The 18,190-nt window shown below is 48.9% G+C and carries 16 protein-coding genes; 5 read left to right on the top strand and 11 right to left on the bottom strand.

Annotation, left to right across the window (positions count from 1 at the left end):
• Positions 1-11: 11 nt before the first annotated feature.
• On the top strand, positions 12-806 hold the full coding sequence (locus AAH187_RS05865; RefSeq protein WP_342347504.1) for a 6-carboxytetrahydropterin synthase: 795 nt from the start codon (positions 12-14) through the stop codon (positions 804-806).
• Positions 807-936: 130 nt separating this feature from the next.
• Here AAH187_RS05865 and AAH187_RS05860 read toward each other — a convergent pair whose 3' ends face one another.
• Together AAH187_RS05860 and AAH187_RS05855 are read right to left on the bottom strand one after the other, a co-directional pair.
• Complete coding sequence (locus AAH187_RS05860) at positions 937-1,320, bottom strand: thioredoxin family protein (RefSeq protein WP_342347503.1); 384 nt, start codon at positions 1,318-1,320, stop codon at positions 937-939.
• Between the two features lie 32 nt (positions 1,321-1,352).
• Positions 1,353-1,826 carry a peroxiredoxin gene (locus tag AAH187_RS05855; protein WP_342347502.1) on the bottom strand — a complete coding sequence of 158 codons (474 nt, stop codon included), beginning with the start codon at positions 1,824-1,826 and terminating at the stop codon, positions 1,353-1,355.
• Between the two features lie 393 nt (positions 1,827-2,219).
• Here AAH187_RS05855 and AAH187_RS05850 point away from each other — a divergent pair, with 393 nt between their 5' ends.
• A complete protein-coding gene (locus AAH187_RS05850) occupies positions 2,220-4,619 on the top strand; it encodes a PBP1A family penicillin-binding protein (RefSeq protein ID WP_342347501.1) in 2,400 nt (799 codons plus the stop codon).
• Positions 4,620-4,660: 41 nt separating this feature from the next.
• Here AAH187_RS05850 and iscX read toward each other — a convergent pair whose 3' ends face one another.
• From iscX to AAH187_RS05815, 7 genes are all read right to left on the bottom strand, one after another.
• A complete protein-coding gene (iscX, locus tag AAH187_RS05845) occupies positions 4,661-4,864 on the bottom strand; it encodes a Fe-S cluster assembly protein IscX (protein ID WP_312749138.1) in 204 nt (67 codons plus the stop codon).
• Between the two features lie 73 nt (positions 4,865-4,937).
• Entirely contained in the window at positions 4,938-6,755 is a 1,818-nt protein-coding gene (dnaK, locus tag AAH187_RS05840; RefSeq protein ID WP_342347500.1) for a molecular chaperone DnaK, read from the bottom strand.
• A gap of 26 nt (positions 6,756-6,781) precedes the next feature.
• On the bottom strand, positions 6,782-7,504 hold the full coding sequence (gene hscB, locus AAH187_RS05835; RefSeq protein WP_342347499.1) for a Fe-S protein assembly co-chaperone HscB: 723 nt from the start codon (positions 7,502-7,504) through the stop codon (positions 6,782-6,784).
• An 81-nt stretch (positions 7,505-7,585) separates the two neighbouring features.
• Positions 7,586-7,939: an iron-sulfur cluster assembly accessory protein gene (locus AAH187_RS05830; RefSeq protein WP_342347498.1), complete on the bottom strand. Its 354-nt coding sequence runs from the start codon at positions 7,937-7,939 to the stop codon at positions 7,586-7,588.
• A 41-nt stretch (positions 7,940-7,980) separates the two neighbouring features.
• Positions 7,981-8,397: a Fe-S cluster assembly scaffold IscU gene (gene iscU, locus AAH187_RS05825; RefSeq protein ID WP_342347497.1), complete on the bottom strand. Its 417-nt coding sequence runs from the start codon at positions 8,395-8,397 to the stop codon at positions 7,981-7,983.
• Positions 8,398-8,475: 78 nt separating this feature from the next.
• On the bottom strand, positions 8,476-9,690 hold the full coding sequence (locus AAH187_RS05820; RefSeq protein WP_342347496.1) for an IscS subfamily cysteine desulfurase: 1,215 nt from the start codon (positions 9,688-9,690) through the stop codon (positions 8,476-8,478).
• Positions 9,687-10,172: an Rrf2 family transcriptional regulator gene (locus AAH187_RS05815; protein ID WP_312644625.1), complete on the bottom strand. Its 486-nt coding sequence runs from the start codon at positions 10,170-10,172 to the stop codon at positions 9,687-9,689. Before AAH187_RS05815 ends, AAH187_RS05820 begins: the two co-directional genes overlap by 4 nt.
• 203 nt (positions 10,173-10,375) lie before the next feature.
• Here AAH187_RS05815 and AAH187_RS05810 point away from each other — a divergent pair, with 203 nt between their 5' ends.
• Both AAH187_RS05810 and AAH187_RS05805 read left to right on the top strand, forming a co-directional pair.
• The gene (locus tag AAH187_RS05810; protein WP_342347495.1) at positions 10,376-10,789 is read left to right on the top strand and encodes a 2Fe-2S iron-sulfur cluster-binding protein; all 414 of its coding nucleotides are present in this window, start codon (positions 10,376-10,378) and stop codon (positions 10,787-10,789) included.
• Positions 10,790-11,025: 236 nt separating this feature from the next.
• Entirely contained in the window at positions 11,026-12,816 is a 1,791-nt protein-coding gene (locus AAH187_RS05805) for a ShlB/FhaC/HecB family hemolysin secretion/activation protein (protein ID WP_342347494.1), read from the top strand.
• 118 nt (positions 12,817-12,934) lie between these two features.
• Here AAH187_RS05805 and AAH187_RS05800 read toward each other — a convergent pair whose 3' ends face one another.
• On the bottom strand, positions 12,935-13,393 hold the full coding sequence (locus AAH187_RS05800) for a hypothetical protein (RefSeq protein ID WP_342347493.1): 459 nt from the start codon (positions 13,391-13,393) through the stop codon (positions 12,935-12,937).
• A 726-nt stretch (positions 13,394-14,119) separates the two neighbouring features.
• Positions 14,120-14,983 carry a DUF928 domain-containing protein gene (locus tag AAH187_RS05795; protein ID WP_342347492.1) on the bottom strand — a complete coding sequence of 288 codons (864 nt, stop codon included), beginning with the start codon at positions 14,981-14,983 and terminating at the stop codon, positions 14,120-14,122.
• A 433-nt stretch (positions 14,984-15,416) separates the two neighbouring features.
• On the opposite strand from AAH187_RS05795, the gene AAH187_RS05790 reads away from it, so the two are divergent.
• Entirely contained in the window at positions 15,417-17,765 is a 2,349-nt protein-coding gene (locus tag AAH187_RS05790; protein WP_342347491.1) for a CHAT domain-containing protein, read from the top strand.
• Positions 17,766-18,190 lie beyond the last annotated feature (425 nt).

Genomic DNA, 18,190 nt, shown 5'->3' with positions numbered 1-18,190 from the left:
ATAGAGACTTCATGCCTAAAGCCACCCTCACCAAACGTCTAGAGTTTTGCTCCTCTCACCGCTACCACAACCCTCAATGGGACGACGCAAAAAACCGTGCGGTTTTTGGTCTCTGTAATAATGTGAATACCCATGGCCATAATTATTTATTGGAAGTCACCTTGCGTGGGGACATCGATCCTGTCACAGGGATGATCATCAATTTATATGACTTAAAACACATTTTAAATCAGGTCCTGGAACAATTTGATCATAAAAACTTAAATCTCGATACTCCATATTTTTCCGAACGAATTCCCACAACCGAAAATCTTGCAATTACCCTGTGGCATATTTTAGAAAAGCATCCAGACCTTCCTAACCCAGATGCACTTCGTCTTTATGAGGACGAAACCCTCTACTGTGAGGTGAACGCGAACTTCATGGATGGGAACCTCCAATCTTCCAAAATGGAATCGGCCATAATCGCTCGACGCTATGCATTTTCTGCAGTGCATCAATCCCGGACGGGTAATACTCAAGGGCACGATTATGATTTGTGGATTGCCACCAAGGGCCTGATTTCCGCCGACACCGGGCAGGTTATGAATTTACTGACGGTGGATCAACTCGCCAAGACCCACGTCCTTACAAGGTTTGACCAGCGAAATCTGAGTCAGGATCCGGCCTTTTCCAACATCCCCGTTACAGATTCCGCGCTTGCGAAAGTCATCTGGGAAACACTGGAGCCCCACTTCGAAGCACCACCTCTCTACCGAGTCTCCGTGAGCCAGCAACCAGGCGCTGTGGCTGTTTATTCGGTATAGCCTGAGTCTCGAAATCCTTCACCGACTTCAAAAACAGGGGTCTGACTCAACAGGGATATCCTGCTGGCCAAAAGGAATCCTCTTTAAACCGGACGGAACAAGGACCGAGTGAGTTCCACCAAAACGGAACTTAGGTTTGGATAGAGAAAGATTCCCGAATCAAGCTCGCTAGTTCGGCAGGTTCTAATTTTCCCTCTTTGGTGAGCACAAGCGTTCCATTGGAAAAGAAATGGGTGGTGGGATAGGTTTCAAATTGATGCAGCTTTTTAATAGCACGGCATCGTCCTGGAACATGCATTTTGGCTTTTCCAAATCGCACATTCGAATACTGTTGAGCGATATCCGCAAGAACAGGGTCATACGCCTTACAAGGTTCACAGGTCGCAATGCCATAAACCACCACTGCAGCCGAAGCCCCGGTAAACCCTTCATAATTGTCGTCGCTCACATCTTCAACAATACCGGACATCACAGCCTCACGATCAAAGATGACGGACCGAAGGAGTCGATTCAAAACCAACTCCTTCGGTCAGACCATCATCAGGATTAATTCAACTTTTTCAACGCTTCCAAAATTTCTTTGTCGTCACGAGCGGTTTTGATATCTTGAACCTTCGCATAGGCAACTTTTCCATTTTTATCCACAATGACAGTAGCCCGCTTTGAGCAATTCAACGGCTCAAAATATAATCCGTAGGACTTAGCCACCGTCCGATGCATATCGGCGAGCAATTGGTGCTTAAGGTCCAAGGAATCAGCCCAAGCTTTGTGGGAAAAAAAGCTATCACAGCTCACGCCAAAAATTTCGGCGTTGACTGATCCAAAGTTTGGAAAATCATCAGTTAAACATTTATTTTCTCCTGTACAGACAGGGCTCCAATCCAGAGGATAAAATGCCAGAACCACGTTCTTCTTTCCACGATAGTCGCTGAGTTTAATATCCTTTTGGTCTTGGTCTTTTAATGTAAAATCCGGGGCCACATCTCCCACTTTAACTTCTGCGGCAACATCTGTAGACATAATTTCTCTCCTTCGTTGTAATGGAAAAGCTGAAAATTCACTTGACCTTTGGTGGTACCATGGGTTGAAAAAGTTTGTCAATCTGGCAGAAGACCTACAGAATTGTCCATTTAGCCCCAACCAACATTCCTCTCCACGCCAGTTTTTCGAGTAAGAAGGCAGTAAGCGTTGAAATCTGCTATCTTCATTTCGACCTATTTTCCATACTTCCAAATCCTAACATCGTTTGTATCTTCCATGGCCGCCAATTGCCGTCTGCAGAAAACCGAAATGGATCTTGTGTTTTAGTCTATCTCGGGGTATCGTAAATTTAAGGCCAGTGAAATCTTCTTCTTCCTTGATACTATCCAAAACCTTCCCAATCCCTAGCCCGTTTTCGGCTATCTATGCTCCATGAGTAAATTTCAGACGTTCTTTTCCCAACTACGCGGCTGGTCCTGGCTTCGAATTACAATGGTCACCACGTTCCTTGGCTTGTGTATCGGAGTGGGAGGCATTGCGGGAATTCTCTGGATCGCAACTCGTGACCTTCCCACATTCGATTCTTTTCAAGACTACCATCCAAGCCTGGTGTCCAGAGTGTATGCAGATAATGGTGAAATCATTGGACAATTTTTCATCGAACGTCGACTGTATACGCCTATTGACAAAATCCCTCAATTCTTCACGCAAGCTGTAATTGCAACAGAAGATACTCGTTTTTTTGACCACCCGGGTTTAGACATTGTCGGCATCGGACGGGCGGCCTGGACCAACATGAAAAAAGGTGGTCGTTTTCAAGGGGCTAGCACCATTACGCAACAATTGGCACGAGCACTTTTTCTTTCTCCGGAACGAACATATCAACGAAAAATTAAAGAACTCATTCTCGCAGTAAAAATGGAATGGGTGCTGACCAAAGAGCAAATTCTAGAGATGTATCTAAACCAAATTTATTTTGGCCACGGTGCCTATGGAGTGGCAGCTGCAGCCTTAACCTATTTTGATAAAAACGTCTCGGATCTGAGCCTTCCTGAATCAGCCTTTTTGGCTGGTCTTCCCAAAGCTCCCAACACCTATTCTCCCTATCGGAATCCGGATCTGGCCAAATCGCGAAAAGAATTGGTCTTGGGGCGTATGGTAGAAGCGGGTTATATCACCAACGAGGATGCGCAAGCCGCCATGGCCACAACCTTATCCTACCGCCATCAGTCCATTGAACCGATCGCGGCCTATTTCCTGGAAGAGGTCCGTCAGCACTTGGTCGATCGGTACGGAGAAACGCTCGTGTATAGGGGTGGGCTACGAATCTACACCACTTTAAACATTGCCATGCAAAAAAGTGGGGAAGAAGCGGTTCGTACAGGGCTCCGTCAATTAGATAAACGCCAGGGCTGGCGTGGACCGATTGAACATATTGCCTTTACCAAAGATTACACACCTCCCGATACCTTCCCGGAGCTACAGAATCCAAAGGCGGCTCTTGTCCATGGCCTCTACCGGGCGCTCGTTACCAACGTGACCAAAAATTCTGCTCAAATCTTGATTGGAAATACCTATAAGGGCTCTATTCTTTTCGAGGATATGCGCTGGGCCCAGCGGCGATTAGAGAAAACAGGGGATGTTGGAACGGCGGTCATCCATGATAAAGCTTCACCTCTCCAACTTCTGAAGGTGGGGGACATCATTGAAGTCGCCCCCAAAAAAGATACTGTCGAGTCAGGCGAATTTGTCTTAGAGCAAACTCCAATTGTAGAAGGCGCCCTTATCGCCTTGGATCCCAGGACTGGTGCTGTTCAAGCCATGGTGGGAGGGTATGATTTTACTCGGAGTCAGTTTAATCGTGCAGTGATTGCCCGCCGACAACCCGGCTCAGCATTCAAGCCACTCATTTATGCTTCGGCACTCCAACAAGGCCTGACACCGGCAACCCTAATTCTTGATGCCCCCGTGGTGTATCAAGACGAGGATTTAGACCGGGTATGGAAACCAGAAAATTATGAAAAACGCTTTTTTGGCACGATTACCCTACGTGAAGCGCTGCGCCATTCTCGCAACGCCGCAACCGTGAGATTGCTTGAACAAATTGGAGTTCCCGAAGTCGTCAATATCGCTAGCAACCTGGGAATTCGAAGCCCGCTCAGCCAGGACCTCTCCTTGGCCTTAGGATCTTCCAGCGTGACCCTCCAAGAAATCACCTCAGCATATGGCGTCTTCGCAGATCAGGGATTGTGGCTTGAACCCTACCTGATTACCCATGCAAAGAACCTCAACGGCGAGATCTTAGAACAGCATCTGTTCGAACCTCGACAAGCGATGACCAAGGAAAACGCCTACTTGATCACCAACATGCTCATGGATGTCATTCAAAGCGGAACAGGAAGACTCGCCAAATCTATTGGCCGGCCATTGGCAGGAAAAACTGGAACCACCAATAGTTATAACGATGCGTGGTTTGTCGGATATGCTCCGAATTTGGCGACAGGAGTATGGGTGGGATTTGATGGAGTTCGGACACTCGGCCGATTGGAATCCGGAGCACATGCGGCTCTTCCAATTTGGACCCAGTTCGTGGATCAAGCACTTCTCAACTCACCCGTGATGACCTTTCCCATCCCTAGTGATATTCAATTCGCACAGATTGACACCACGACTGGGGATTTGCCATCCAAGACCAGTCGAAACATCAGCACGGAAGTTTTTCGTAAAGGAACGGAACCAGAAAAAGCGGCTCCTCAGAAAGCGAACCCTATGGATTTTTTTGAGTTCGACCGGCTGAACTCTGAGTCCACCAACCAGCTTTCCCCATTTTGATAGAACACTTCGGCAGGCCGAATGCAAAATATTTCGCACTCTCAGGACTGGGCGTCTTGAAACTCCTCATACCAGGCCATCTGAATGGCCTCCAGCTTTTTTTCATTTGACGTTTTAGGATCGTCTTTAAATTCAGGAAGGGCAACCACCCACGCATGTAAATCGGTAAACCTGACGGTTAACGGATCAAGGTCGGGATGCTCTTCCTGCAGCCGAATAGCAATATCTTCGGTATCACCCCACATGAATTCCTGAGCCATGAGTTCTTCCCCTTGGATTAATGATTTTGTCCATAACGACAGTATCCCTATTGAGGGATTATTTTATGACATCAGATAATTTTTTACTTTCAAGAGCTTCCTTCAACGTGGCATCCATCAACACTTCGGCTAAATGGTGAGTCGTTTTTTCGACTTCAGTAATTTTCGCACGTATCACCCGATGATCATCCCCTTCTTTGACTTCACCAAGCTGCTGCAAAATCAGGCGGATGCTTTCAATTTCCTTGTCATTAATTAAATTTGTTGCGCGCACCAGGGCTTTCTCGGTTGCCACAATGATGGCATTGGCTTCATTGCGTGCTTCAATAATCTGACGGGCTTTGATATCTTCTGTGGCAAATTGAAAAGAATCCCGAATCATACCTTCCACCTCGTCGTCGGTCAGTCCATGAGAAGGCTTCACCTGAACCGACTGAGCCTCACCCGTCCGGATATCTCTGGCCGTCACGTGTAGGATCCCATTGGCATCAATGAGAAAATTAACTTCCACGCGAGGCACCCCTGCCGGCAAGGGTGGAAGCTTTAATTGGAACCGGGCCAAACTTCGATTATCTTTGACCAATTCCCGTTCTCCCTGGAGGATATGAATATCCACTGAGGTTTGCCCATCGACATAGGTGGTAAACATTTCCTTGGCACTGGTTGGAATCGTGGTATTTCGACGGATCAGGGCACTCATGACCCCGCCCATCGTTTCAATTCCCAATGACAAGGGGGTCACGTCCAGTAACAACAGATCCGTGGTATGCCCCCCTAAAATATCAGCTTGAACAGCCGCCCCTAACGCAACAACTTCGTCAGGGTTAAGTTCAGAGTGAGGCTTTTTGTCAAAAAGTTCTTCCACTTTTCCCCAGACCAGCGGCATGCGAGTATTCCCGCCGACCAGGACCACTTCATCAATTTGATTAGCATGTAATCCAGCGTCTTTGAGCGCGCTTCGACAGGGGGCAAGGGTACGTTCCACCAAATCCATGGTTAACGTTTCCATGTGCTCCCGCGTCCAAGTCTTTTCATATTTCCCATCAGGAAGCTCTATCACGGCCTTCGTTTGCATTTCATCAGACAGCCGAACTTTGACGCGTTCCGCCTCCAATCGGACGGTTTGCATCAAATCGGGAGACTCGCCAATCTTCAAGCCCTGAGTTTTTGAAATTTCATCAACCATGACATCAACGAGCCGTTGATCGAAATCATCTCCCCCTAAATGAGTATCTCCATTGGTGGCCAGGACTTCAAAGATCCCATCCTTTAATTTGAGAATAGAGATATCAAACGTCCCTCCGCCTAAGTCATAAATCGCGATCAGACCTTGTGTCTTTTTCTGAAGGCCATAGGCCAGCGAAGCGGCTGTCGGCTCATTAATGATGCGCATGACCTCTAACCCGGCAATCATCCCCGCATCTTTGGTGGCTTGCCGCTGACTATCATTGAAATACGCCGGAACCGTGATCACGGCCTTGGAGATGTCCTCCTTTAAATGCTCTTCGGCTCGCCGTTTTAATTCCTTCAAAATCATGGCGGATACTTGAGGCGGAGAATAGGTTTTATCTCCAATCTCAATTCGAATCACCCCGTTTTTTTCATGAAGCTGATAGGGGAAATACTTCAGGTCGTCCTTTACATCATCCAGCCCCTTTCCCATAAACCGCTTCACGGAATAAATGGTACGGGAAGGGTCACGAATCAAATGGGCTTTTGCAGGCTCTCCCACGATCATCCCATTATCAGTTAACCCCACGATGGAAGGGACTTTGGTCTGCCCATCCGGGCCGGGTATGACATGAGGCCCTTCCTTATCCATATAGGCAACCAGCGAGTTTGTCGTTCCCAAATCAATCCCAACAATGCGACTCACAATATATTCCTTTTCGATGATGACGATTAGCTTGTCGTTTCGAGCAAATCGTTGACCATATTTCGCACATATGTTCGATTAGAAAGAATTTCCTGCATATTACGCAAAATAGATTTTTTTTCCTCACGAGCCTGACTCGGAAGAGGTGTGCCCTCCTGCAACTGATCCCATTCTTTAAACTGGCTTTGCAGCAAAGCTTCCATGTCGGCTTGGCGTTTCTCCAGACGTTCCCGTTCATCTCGGAGTTTTTTCCGAAGCGCCTCAAGCTCCGATGACGGTCCTTGTGGAGCTAATTGACGGAACGTTTCCAAATCTTCCTGCAGTTCAAGAACCTCTTCAAACAGATCGGATGGAGGATTCGAACGAATATCTTTCACCGCTCCGGCCTCTAACCGGATTAAATATTCCGCACGTTGGATGGGATCTTTGAGTGTTCGATAGCCGGTATTCAGAAAAGCGGAATTTCCCAAACTTATGGCTTTTTCCGATTCATCTTTGGTGGAATAAAAATCCGGATGAAAAGTACGACTTAATTCATAAAACGTCTGCTCCAATTGTTGTTCATCAATGTTCAACAGACGAGGTATTTGAAAGCAGGCAAAATAATCCAGGTCTTTTGAAAGTGGCTGAACTTTAACGCATTGACCACAAAGGTATTCTCCCGTGACTTCAGATTGGCAGTGCCAGCACATACTGCGCGCCATCGGAAGTTCGCGGGATTTTGTCGTGGCTTGATGTAGGTGTTCCATAATTGGCTCTGACGACTCGGGCATGAGGAACAGCCCCATGCCCGAGTTGTTACATCCCTAGATAGTTAAAAGAGAGTGATCTTACGCTGAAAACGACTCTCCGCACCCACAGGTCTTGGTGGCATTGGGATTGATAAATTTGAAGGCTCCACTCACCATATCCTTTTGATAATCCAAGGTCATCCCCTGGAGATAAATGGCGCTTTTGGCATCAACGATCACTTTTACGCCATCTACTTCGGTGACGGTATCAAACTCCCCGATCTTATCATCGAAGTTGACGGTATAGCTCAACCCTGAACAACCACCACCCTTCACTCCCAACCGAAGACCCCCTTCAGTAATGCCCTGAAGGTCCAATAACCGCTTGACCTCTTTCAAGGCCTCATCAGTCATGGCAACCGTTGAATTGCTTTCCGTGGTTTTTGTTTCCATCACCATTTCTCCCTACAACAAATCGTGAACAGTTCCCTGAGTTAGGATGAGGTAGCGGCTGTCTCCGGCTTGACCTTTTTCTCTCCCGCTTTTTTCTGATAATCCCCCAAGGCCGCTTTAATGGCATCTTCCGCCAACACGGAACAATGGATTTTGACCGGTGGGAGGTTCAATTCATGAACAATATCCGTATTCTTGATTTTTTGAGCATCTTCTAAGGTTTTCCCTTTGAGCCACTCGGTCGCCAAACTGGAACTGGCAATGGCCGACCCACAGCCAAACGTCTTGAACTTGGCATCTACAATAGTGTCGTTTTCGACTTTAATTTGGAGTTTCATCACATCTCCGCATTCCGGGGCTCCGACAACGCCCGTTCCGACATCATCTGCATCTTTTTGAAAGCTTCCCACATTGCGGGGATTGTTGTAATGATCAATGACTTTTTCACTATAGGCCATGGACTAACCCTCCCTTTGTTGTATGGTATGACATTGTGTTTTGTAAAACTATTTTGAATATATCTTCCATTGTATCAATTAATGAGCTGCCCATTGAACGCTTTTCAAATCCACCCCTTCCTTGGCCATCTCATAGAGGGGGGACATCTCTCGAAGATGCGTCACGGCTTTGATCATTCGCTCAATGGTGTATTCCACCTCCTCATCGGTATTAAACCGACCAAGCCCAAAGCGGATCGAGGAATGGGCCAAATCCGATCCGACCCCTAAGGCACGCAATACATAGGACGGCTCAAGCGTGGCCGAAGTACAAGCCGAGCCGGAAGACAGGGCAATTTCTTTGACCCCCATCAGCAAGGCCTCTCCTTCCACGTACGCAAAACTAATATTGAGATTATTCGGCAACCGCTCAGTCGGATGCCCGTTTAAATAGACCTCATCCATACTCTTCATAATGCCTTCTTGAAGGCGATCACGCATCTTGGCCATACGAACAGATTCCGTAGACATCTCCTGCTCACATAGTTCGCAGGCTTTGCCAAACCCGACAATAAGCGGCACAGGCAAGGTTCCCGATCGCATACCCCGCTCATGACCTCCGCCATACATCATCGCCTCCAACCTCACTCGTGGCGCCTTACGTCTGACATATAAGGCCCCCACGCCCTTGGGACCATAAATCTTATGGGCGGTAAAGGACATCAGATCAATTCCCATTTCCTGAACATTCACAGGAATTTTCCCAACCCCTTGCGTCGCATCACAGTGGAAGAGGACACCTTTTTCTTTAGCAACTTTTCCGATTGCCGCCACGGGATTGATCGTACCGATCTCATTGTTGGCCATCATAATCGAAATTAAAATCGTCTGGTCGGTAATGGCATTGCGTACGTCCTCAGGGCTCACCATGCCGGCTTTATCAACAGGGAGGAAGGTGACCTTGACGCCCTTCTTTTCCAGATATTTCGCCGTATCAATCACCGCCCGGTGTTCGGTCGAACCGGTAATGATATGATTCCCTTTTTCCCGGTACATTTCGACCACGCCCTGTAAGGCCAGATTATCCGATTCCGTTGCCCCACTGGTAAAAATAAGTTCTTTGGCATCGGCGTGAATAAGATGCGCAATCTGCTTTCTGGCCACCTCTACCCCCTCTTCGGCTTCCCAACCGAAACTGTGATTCCGGCTGGCCGCATTCCCAAATTTCTCGGTGAAGTAGGGGAGCATCGTTTCAAGCACCCGAGGATCGCAAGGGGTCGTTGAATGATTATCCAAATATATAGGCAACTTCATAATTGAACTCCTTTTGTTTTACGGGATTCCACAATGATTAAGGGGGGCTCGGCCATCATATCTTCAATAGACATGCTACTGAGTAAATGAAAAATGCTTTCTTGTACGCGCAACAGAGGCGTCCGGATATTGCAATGCTCTATTTGTTCACAGGAGGCATGTTCATCTTTTTCATGGTAACAATCGGCAATCCCCAGTGGCCCTTCAATCGCTTCCAGCACCTGGGCAATGGAAATCTCCCGTGGCTCACGGGCCAGGAGATAGCCTCCTTTTGGTCCATTTTGACTTTCCACCATGTCATATTTGGCCAGGGTCTGAAGCACTTTGGCTAACAACTCCAAGGGAATATGATGCTCCTCGGCTATTTCTTTGGTGTTGACGACCCTATTAGGATTAAAAGGACTGGTTTCCCCAGATCGGACCATGGCCATATACTGGAGAGCCATCAGGGCATAATCTGCTTTTTTTGAAAGCTTCAGCATAATTAAATAGTAATATCCAAAAATTTCAGTTAGCCATAATACCGACTTATATGATCGGGTTTAATGTATCATTGACCTCCTGGCCAGTCAAGACTAAAATGGTCGGAGATTCATTTAGTCGGATTAGAAAAAACGAGAAATGATCAAACACGAACTTTTTTCGAAAATTAATTTTTAATATATTGATTTATAAGGAGAATTAAATGGGAGGCAGTAATCCATATATTGAGAAAAGTGAAACCGCAATCGCTAAAAAACCATTCAAACTAACCTTTATCACACCAGAAAAGCCTATTGAAATTGAGGTCGATCCAGAAAAGTTTCCTTATGGGGAGACAGGCCTGCCCGGGAGCATCCTGGATATCGCCTTAGGAAATGGTATTGATGTGGAACATGCATGCGGCGGAGTCTGCGCCTGCTCAACCTGTCATATCATTGTGAAACAAGGGCTTGACACCTGCAATGAGGCCACTGATGACGAAAATGACCAATTAGATGAAGCTCCAGGGCTCACCCTACAATCAAGACTGGGATGCCAGTGCGTTCCGAATGGGGAAAAGGATCTCATCATCGAAATCCCGGAATGGAACAAAAATCTCGTAAAAGAAAGTCACTAAGCGAACACGATTGCTTAAACGAGACAGGAGTTGATAAAGCAAGACTTCTTCCACTCTCTCCATATTTTCCCACCAGACCTTCTTCCTATTAGGGCCACCTTCTAATAGCGCCCTGACCTGGACTCCATCGATCATCAAATAATTCCCTAGCAATTATTGTCTTCTTCCTGTATAAAAACAGCCTTACAGCAGACAACCTCTTCTACTAAATGCCATTCATGGCAGTGAGGAATGCGTTGTTTGGTTCAAGACCCCTCTCCCATTCATCCGTCAAACGGCTTAGCCGGGCGGCAGACATCGGAAAAGGACTTCTTGTCCTCCTAATTCTTTCCCTACAATCTTTTCCGGGAGCCGGCAAAGGAGATCAACTCTTCGCACAGGTCCAGCCAGGGTTTGATCCCACAGGACGATTCGGTGAACCCCCGCCACTAGAGAAAAAAACGGAGCCTCTGACCCCGAAACCTACTCCCGATATTACACTGCCTCCGGTAGAAACCATTCCTGAAATGAAAGGGGCCCCTCCCCAGATTCGGGTCATGGTCCGGAAAATTCAAGTTGAGGGGAGTACCGTCTTTTCAGCGGAAGAACTAGCCAAAGTCACAGGCCCATACGAAAACCGGGAGATGTCCACCAATGATCTGGAGGAACTGCGCCGGGCCCTAACCCTGCTCTATGTGAATAAGGGATATGTAAACTCCGGAGCGGTGATCCCGGATCAGACCCTACAAGATGGAGTCGTCACCATTCAGATTGTTGAGGGAAAACTGACGGACATCCAAATCGAAGGCACCAAATATTTTCTACCGTTTTATTTTGAAGACCGGATTGCGCTGAGCAGCGGACCACCGCTCAATATCAACCCGTTGAAAGAAAAACTTCAGCTCCTTCTTCAAGACCCGCGCACCGAACGGTTAAACACGGAGCTCAAACCGGGACTGAAACCCGGCGAAGGGGTCCTCCATGTGCAGGTGGAGGAAGCTTCACCCTTCAAGGCGTGGGTAGAATTCAACAACTATCAATCACCGACGGTGGGCGAGTCACGGGGTCTCGGAAATATCGCTGTGCAGAACCCGTTCGGGTTGGGCGATGCCTTTCGCTTTACCTACGGCCAATCCAAAGGATTGCAGCCTCTCATCGAAGCCAACTACCTCATCCCGCTCACCGCACGGGATACGACCCTGGAACTGAATTTCCGGTTCAATGACTTTAACGTCGTCACAAAGCCCTTCGATGATCTGGACATCAGGACCAAGTCCCAAATATACAAAATCGCCCTACGTCAGCCCGTCTATCGCACACTTAATGACGAAATTGCCCTTTCCCTTATCGGAGAACATTTGGAAAATCAAAGTTATCTTGGTGGAACGGGGTTTTCCTTTCAGCGCGGCGCGACCGACAACGGCAAGGCGGTCGTGTCAGCCCTCCGATTCGGGCAGGAATGGACTCACCGGGAATCCAATCAGGTCCTTGCGGTTCGATCCCGGTTCAGTGTCGGATTGAACGTACTGGATGCCACCAACAATAAACAAACCTCGGATGATCCGGACGGAGAATTTTTTGTCTGGTTGGGCCAAGCCCAATATGTCCGACGCGTTGATCCTCTCGGCATCGAACTTCTCGGCGGCCTGACCTTGCAGATTGCCAACGACAGCTTATTCGCACTGGAACAATTTGCCGTCGGCGGACGGTACAGCGTCCGGGGTTATTGGGAAAATTATCTGGTACGGGATAATGCGTTTCTGTTCAACGTGGAGTCACGAATTCCGATGTTCCCCAACTTTTTTGGCCCAAAGGTGGCGGTGGCTCTGGCTCCCTTCATCGATGTGGGACGTTCATGGGAAGCCAAAGGCAACACCCCCGATCCACAGACCCTAGCCAGTATAGGCGTGGGAATCCGCATGTCCTTCTTCAATCGGGCGCATGGCAGTCTGTATTGGGGTCAACAGTTAAATCACGTGGAGGATCCTCCCGATGGAGGTGTTCAGGATCAGGGAGTTCATTGGGAATTTGTTCTGGATATTTTATAGCCCTCCCGAATGGAGAGGCGTTCACGAAACGGCCGAGGTTGTGCGGAAAGGCTCGAGGCTTTTTCCCCCAATGGGGAGGAAGCGAAGGGATGAAACACCTGCAGCGGAAAGACGTGAACTAAGGGGACGCCAGCTGAATGCGTTGCAAATAAGGGGGGCGCTTCAAATATTCAGTTGCTCGCTCCGAATCCTTTCCGGCGACAAAACGTAATCGCGCCAGACATCCCCGTTGAAAACGATCAACGGCCAGGATAGAAAAAATTCGTTCCGCGCGAAGGTTATCCTCCTGACACCGTTCACTCCCGCTCTGACAGGAAAAAGGAGTTTGCCCAAAATTTACCGGATGAATTCGCCCGGAGGAAATCCCCAACTGCTCCAAGAACCCGGCAAGGAATCTCAGATGATAGTCGGCCCTGGCGAGGTTATAGGCAGACGTGCCTCGCGAATCACAATGTCCTTCAATCTGTAATCCCCACTGATCTTCCTGTTTAAGAAGCGCTACCGTTTCGTGAAGGAAACCCTCGATACCGCCCTGGATGGAAGACCGGACCTCATCAAAGTACACGTCCGCAAACACCGGGTTCTGGTATATGCCTTCGACCGACGGCTCCGAACCCCTACCATTCCCAAAAGATGGCACCGGGATGGATACAGGCAACGCATCATGAATTTCTTCGTCCGCGTTTACCTGAGAATTCACATAGGGAGGAAAAATGTCCAGGGTATTCGCGAAGGATTCCTGAATACACCATATCGTCCCGCACAGAAGGGCCCATGCCAGTAAAAGCGCGTGGAATCTATTCAGATGGAAGAGGAACATGGCAGCGAGAAAGAAAGAGGACCCATTTGGAAGCTAATCAAGAAAACGCCTCAGGGTTGGTATGGTTTTGGCCACACCACGTTTGAAGTCAGTATCGGCTCGACAGGATGAAACTTAATTCAGATGAGAGGAACGGGGTATGGCCATTCCTTCCGGGATTCACATGGAAAACCCGCAACCAAAATGAGGTGAGAGGGCTGATCTGAGGAGTGAGTGAAATATTGTCTGGCAAAAGTCCAGCGGGGGAAGACGGCCGGGAATAAAAAAACCTGTCCCCGCCACAACGGCGGGGACAGGTTCCATAACTGCGGGTACGATGAAGGGGGAAGAGAACCTGCTCCCCTAGGACAGAAGAAGCAGACTCAATAACACACGGGCATCACGGACTGGGGGAAATTTCTGGTCCTGTCAACACCCGCCGAGACAAGACCTTCGTGGACTTGCCCATAAAAACCTCCAATTCCCACTGTCAAAAAGCCGCAGTCACAATCCATGCTGGCGATCCATCTTCGCCGGCATGTCCAAATCCACCTCTTCCAGCAACGACGCTCGCACATTATGCATCTCCGCATCTGAAGGATGAGACTGAATGTTGGTCGAAATCACGCCTATAGCGTCATACCAAAACCCCGCTTGCCCCCATAACCTCGTCGCTTCAACCGGATTGGCGTTCCTCACATTCTCACCAAGGGAGACCGGGACATCGCCCACCTGGATCATCCCTCCGACAATCAGATCCCTTGATCGGTGTTCGGGATCGGAGATCAGAGACACAGACCATTGATAGGTTTTTCCTTTTTCCAGCTTCAGGTCATAGTCTGCCAACCGGATGATGTGAATCCCGGGCTCAGTCGGGGAGGAAAGCGGCTTCTCAATAATCGGAGTCACCCCCGTCTCATCAATGATGGTCAATTCCAAAGGGTAGGTCGTCGTCGTCGATAGATACCAGACCAATCGTGGTTGCACCTCAGCGGACAATCCCACGTGGTCGGGAACCAAGGCCCACATTAATGGAAGATCTGCCGAAGGCCCTCTGGTGCCCCCACCGACCCGTCCTCCTGGAGCCCCTCGTTGTGGAGGTTGGTACAACGCTTCCTTCCGGGAAGAAGCCGCTTGCTTGTCATCTGAAACTTGAACAAGCTGGGGATCAACGGGAGGGACTGTTTCCTCCAGAAGAAAAACAGCTACGTGATCCTTCCCTGGTGCAATGGCTACCAGGGCGACATCCTTCATATGTTGGCCGTTTGCCTGGCCTGTTAGTTCCGCTCCTCCAACAACCTGAACGCTAAGACCAAGGGTCACGCCAATGACACCCACCCACCTGCTTTGTGCAATCATCTGGCTCATTCTGGTCCTCCTCTCTTCGTCCGGACCGTCCTTCCGGTACAGTTTCACGTGAGACATTTTCAGATCTGCTCACGCTCATGAATACAGCTACATAATAAAGCAAGCTTCGTTCCACAGGCCAAACTTACCCCACATGGAGACAATCGTTTCGAACCCAATGCTATTGCAAAAGTTTTCATGGAAAACCTCTTACCCCTGATCTACAGTTTCAATGCGGCGAACACCTCAACTGTACACATGGTGTATTGTCTGTCTACTTTGAGAACAATTTCAAGTGCAGATGAGTCACCCTGCCAAGCTGCCGACAGAAGACGTTTATAATAACAATCTCGGTCCTCCATCAGATCCATTGGAATCCTCAAAACCACCCCGTATCAGAAACCTTCGCTTTGACCTTATTGAAAGGAGTTCTTAGAATAGATTCCGTCAAAAGATGGTTTCGGAAGAAGGGACGGCAAAGTTGCTCAAGTCCGGATTCCTCAAACTCATTGGCTATGGTCCTCTGGTGTTCATTCTCCTCCTGGGATCAGGAGGATTATGGTTCACCAACACCAATGCGGGTGCGATATCCCCCCAAACCTTGATGGAGGAGGGAAGCCGCTATTACCAGGAGGGCAAATTTGATCAAGCGGCCCACTCCTGGTCTCAAGCCGCCCAGGTCTATGAAAATTCCGGAGATCCTCCCAATCACATTCAAGCCCTCATTTATCTTTCGAGAGCCCTTCTCGATATGGGCCAATACCAACGGGCGCAACAACTCCTTCGCACCGCGGTCCAAACAGCACAGGAAAATACCCAGCCCCGCCTGATGGCCCAGGCGCTCAGCCAATTGGGCATGCTGCACCTCAATGTAGGAGAATTAGATTCCGCGCTTGAGATCCTGCAACAGGGGCTGAAGGTCTCCCGGGAAATTGAGGATCGACCCCTCATGGCTGCCATTCTCAATGATCTGGGCAATGCACATGCGGTTCGCCGGAACGACACGGAAGCCATTGCGGCTTATACAGAATCCAGCATTCTCGCCGACTCCCTGGATTTGCAACCTCTCTCCATTCGAGCCATGATTAATGCGGCCCTGGTGGAAATCCGGCAGCAGGCCGCACAAAATGGAAAAATCCACCTGCAACAGGCATTGGAGAAAACCCGACAGCTTCCCGACTCACACGAAAAGATTCAAAACCTGCTCACCATCGGAATGGGATTGAGGGACCTCAGCCACCAGGTCTCAGAGGAACCTGCCCCGGTATTCACGCAAGCCGCTGAGTCGTTTCGGGAAGCCATCAGCAGCGCGAAGGAAATTGGAGACTGGAAAAATGAATCGTATGGGTGGGGATTTTTAGGAGAATTGTACGAAGAAGGGGGCCGCCATGAGGAAGCCCTCCAACTCACTCAACTAGCGATTCGGACAAGTCAAAAGGGTCAGGCCCCGGAAGCCCTCTATCGCTGGGAATGGAACATGGGCCGTCACCTCAAAAATCTGGGTCGGATGGACGAAGCCATTTTAGCCTACCAACGGGCGATCGATACTCTCCAACCCATTCGTCAGCAACTGGCAGTGGGGCTTCCTCAGAACCCAGCATCGTTTCGAGAATCTCTGGGAGCCTTATTTTTTGAGACCGCTGCACTGCTACTCCAGCGGGCCGACGAAGTGACAGATGCCACAAGAAAAGAAGGGCTCCTGTTCAAAACCCGGGATACCATAGAAGCGTTGAAGGCTGCAGAATTACAGGATTATTTCAAAGACGATTGCGTGGAAGCGAACAAGGGAAGAATTCAAACCATCGATAAAGTATCCACCACCACAGCGATCATTTATCCGATTCTTTTTCCTGACCGGATGGCCGTGCTGATGAGCCTGGGAGGAACGATGAAAAAAATCACCGTTCCTGTTCAGGAACGTGACCTGACCGAAAAAATTCACCTATTCCGGACCTTATTGGAAAAACGCACCACCCATCAATATCTGCCTCATGCGCAGTCACTCTATGACCTGCTCATCCGGCCGCTTGAACCGTACCTGAAAGAATTCGGGATTCAGACACTCGTCTTCGTTCCGGATGGATCATTGCGAACCATTCCCATGGGATCCTTACATGACGGAGAAAAGTTCCTCATCCAAAAATATGCCCTGGCGATAACGCCGGGGCTCACGCTCACAGATGCCCATCCCCTCGACCGGGAGCAGATCAATCTCTTGTCGATTGGACTGTCCGAAGGCGTGCAAGGATTTTCACCGCTTCCCAATACGCAACAGGAGGTCAGGGGACTTCAAGACCTTTTTGGCGGGAAGACTCTCCTGAACGAAGAATTCCGCATTCCCAATCTTGAACAGGACATGAAAGAGGAGAACTTTACGATTATTCATATCGCCTCCCATGGAAAATTTGAAAATGAGGCCAAGAATTCGTTCGTGCTCACCTATGACAACAAACTCACCATGGATCGCCTCAGGGAACTCATCGGACTCTTTCAATTCCGACAAATCCCCCTGGATCTGTTAACCTTGAGCGCCTGTGAAACAGCAGCGGGAGACGATCGATCCGCACTGGGTTTGGCCGGGGTGGCCGTGAAAGCGGGAGCTCGAAGCGCCTTGGCCACCTTATGGTTCATCAATGACCAGGCATCCTCCAATCTGGTCAATCAATTCTACCTGCGGCTCAAAGAAACATCACTCTCCAAAGCTCAGGCCCTTCGCGAAGCCCAAGTTGCTCTGCTCGATCATCCCATCTATCGGCACCCCAGTTATTGGGCACCCTTCCTCCTAATCAACAACTGGCTCTAATCGTGTATTTCCCAGACTGATCCCCGGATTGGTCCGACGATGTTTGCTCTTGTATCGAGGGACGCCTTCACCAAAAATCACGCTGTCACAACCAGACCACACGAGCCAGCCCCGGCTTCGGCCCTCTTCAAAAAATATATCTATCTTCCACTCCGGTCCGTTTTAACACCTTGATCCCCTTCTTGGTCATCCCGGCCTGTTCTCTCTTCTGATCATCCCCGCCGGTTGTAAGCAGGGATCCATCCGAAACAAACCCAAAAGGCATTCCACAGAACCAATGTGGATAGGACAAGTATATTGGCGTACTGCCAGATCGGTAGAAGTGAGACATCCCCATGCTGCTCGCCCTCCTGACAAAAACAGATCATAGAGGATTTATGGTTCTAGCCTTACAGCAATATCATGTTCATCGGAAATTAATCTTG

Origin of the sequence: uncultured Nitrospira sp., assembly GCA_902500695.1 — a bacterium.
Taxonomy (GTDB): domain Bacteria; phylum Nitrospirota; class Nitrospiria; order Nitrospirales; family UBA8639; genus Nitrospira_E.
This window is presented reverse-complemented; position numbering and strand designations above follow the sequence as displayed.

Coding starts and splice junctions, on each gene's coding strand:
- AAH187_RS05855 (WP_342347502.1), bottom strand. CDS start 1,826: ATGTCTACAGATGTTGCCGCAGAAGTTAAAGTGGGAGATGTGGCCCCG.
- AAH187_RS05810 (WP_342347495.1), top strand. CDS start 10,376: ATGGGAGGCAGTAATCCATATATTGAGAAAAGTGAAACCGCAATCGCT.
- AAH187_RS05795 (WP_342347492.1), bottom strand. CDS start 14,983: ATGAGCCAGATGATTGCACAAAGCAGGTGGGTGGGTGTCATTGGCGTG.
- AAH187_RS05820 (WP_342347496.1), bottom strand. CDS start 9,690: ATGAAGTTGCCTATATATTTGGATAATCATTCAACGACCCCTTGCGAT.
- iscX (WP_312749138.1), bottom strand. CDS start 4,864: ATGTGGGGTGATACCGAAGATATTGCTATTCGGCTGCAGGAAGAGCAT.
- hscB (WP_342347499.1), bottom strand. CDS start 7,504: ATGGAACACCTACATCAAGCCACGACAAAATCCCGCGAACTTCCGATG.
- AAH187_RS05790 (WP_342347491.1), top strand. CDS start 15,417: ATGGTTTCGGAAGAAGGGACGGCAAAGTTGCTCAAGTCCGGATTCCTC.
- AAH187_RS05815 (WP_312644625.1), bottom strand. CDS start 10,172: ATGCTGAAGCTTTCAAAAAAAGCAGATTATGCCCTGATGGCTCTCCAG.
- AAH187_RS05850 (WP_342347501.1), top strand. CDS start 2,220: ATGAGTAAATTTCAGACGTTCTTTTCCCAACTACGCGGCTGGTCCTGG.
- iscU (WP_342347497.1), bottom strand. CDS start 8,397: ATGGCCTATAGTGAAAAAGTCATTGATCATTACAACAATCCCCGCAAT.
- AAH187_RS05865 (WP_342347504.1), top strand. CDS start 12: ATGCCTAAAGCCACCCTCACCAAACGTCTAGAGTTTTGCTCCTCTCAC.
- AAH187_RS05830 (WP_342347498.1), bottom strand. CDS start 7,939: ATGGAAACAAAAACCACGGAAAGCAATTCAACGGTTGCCATGACTGAT.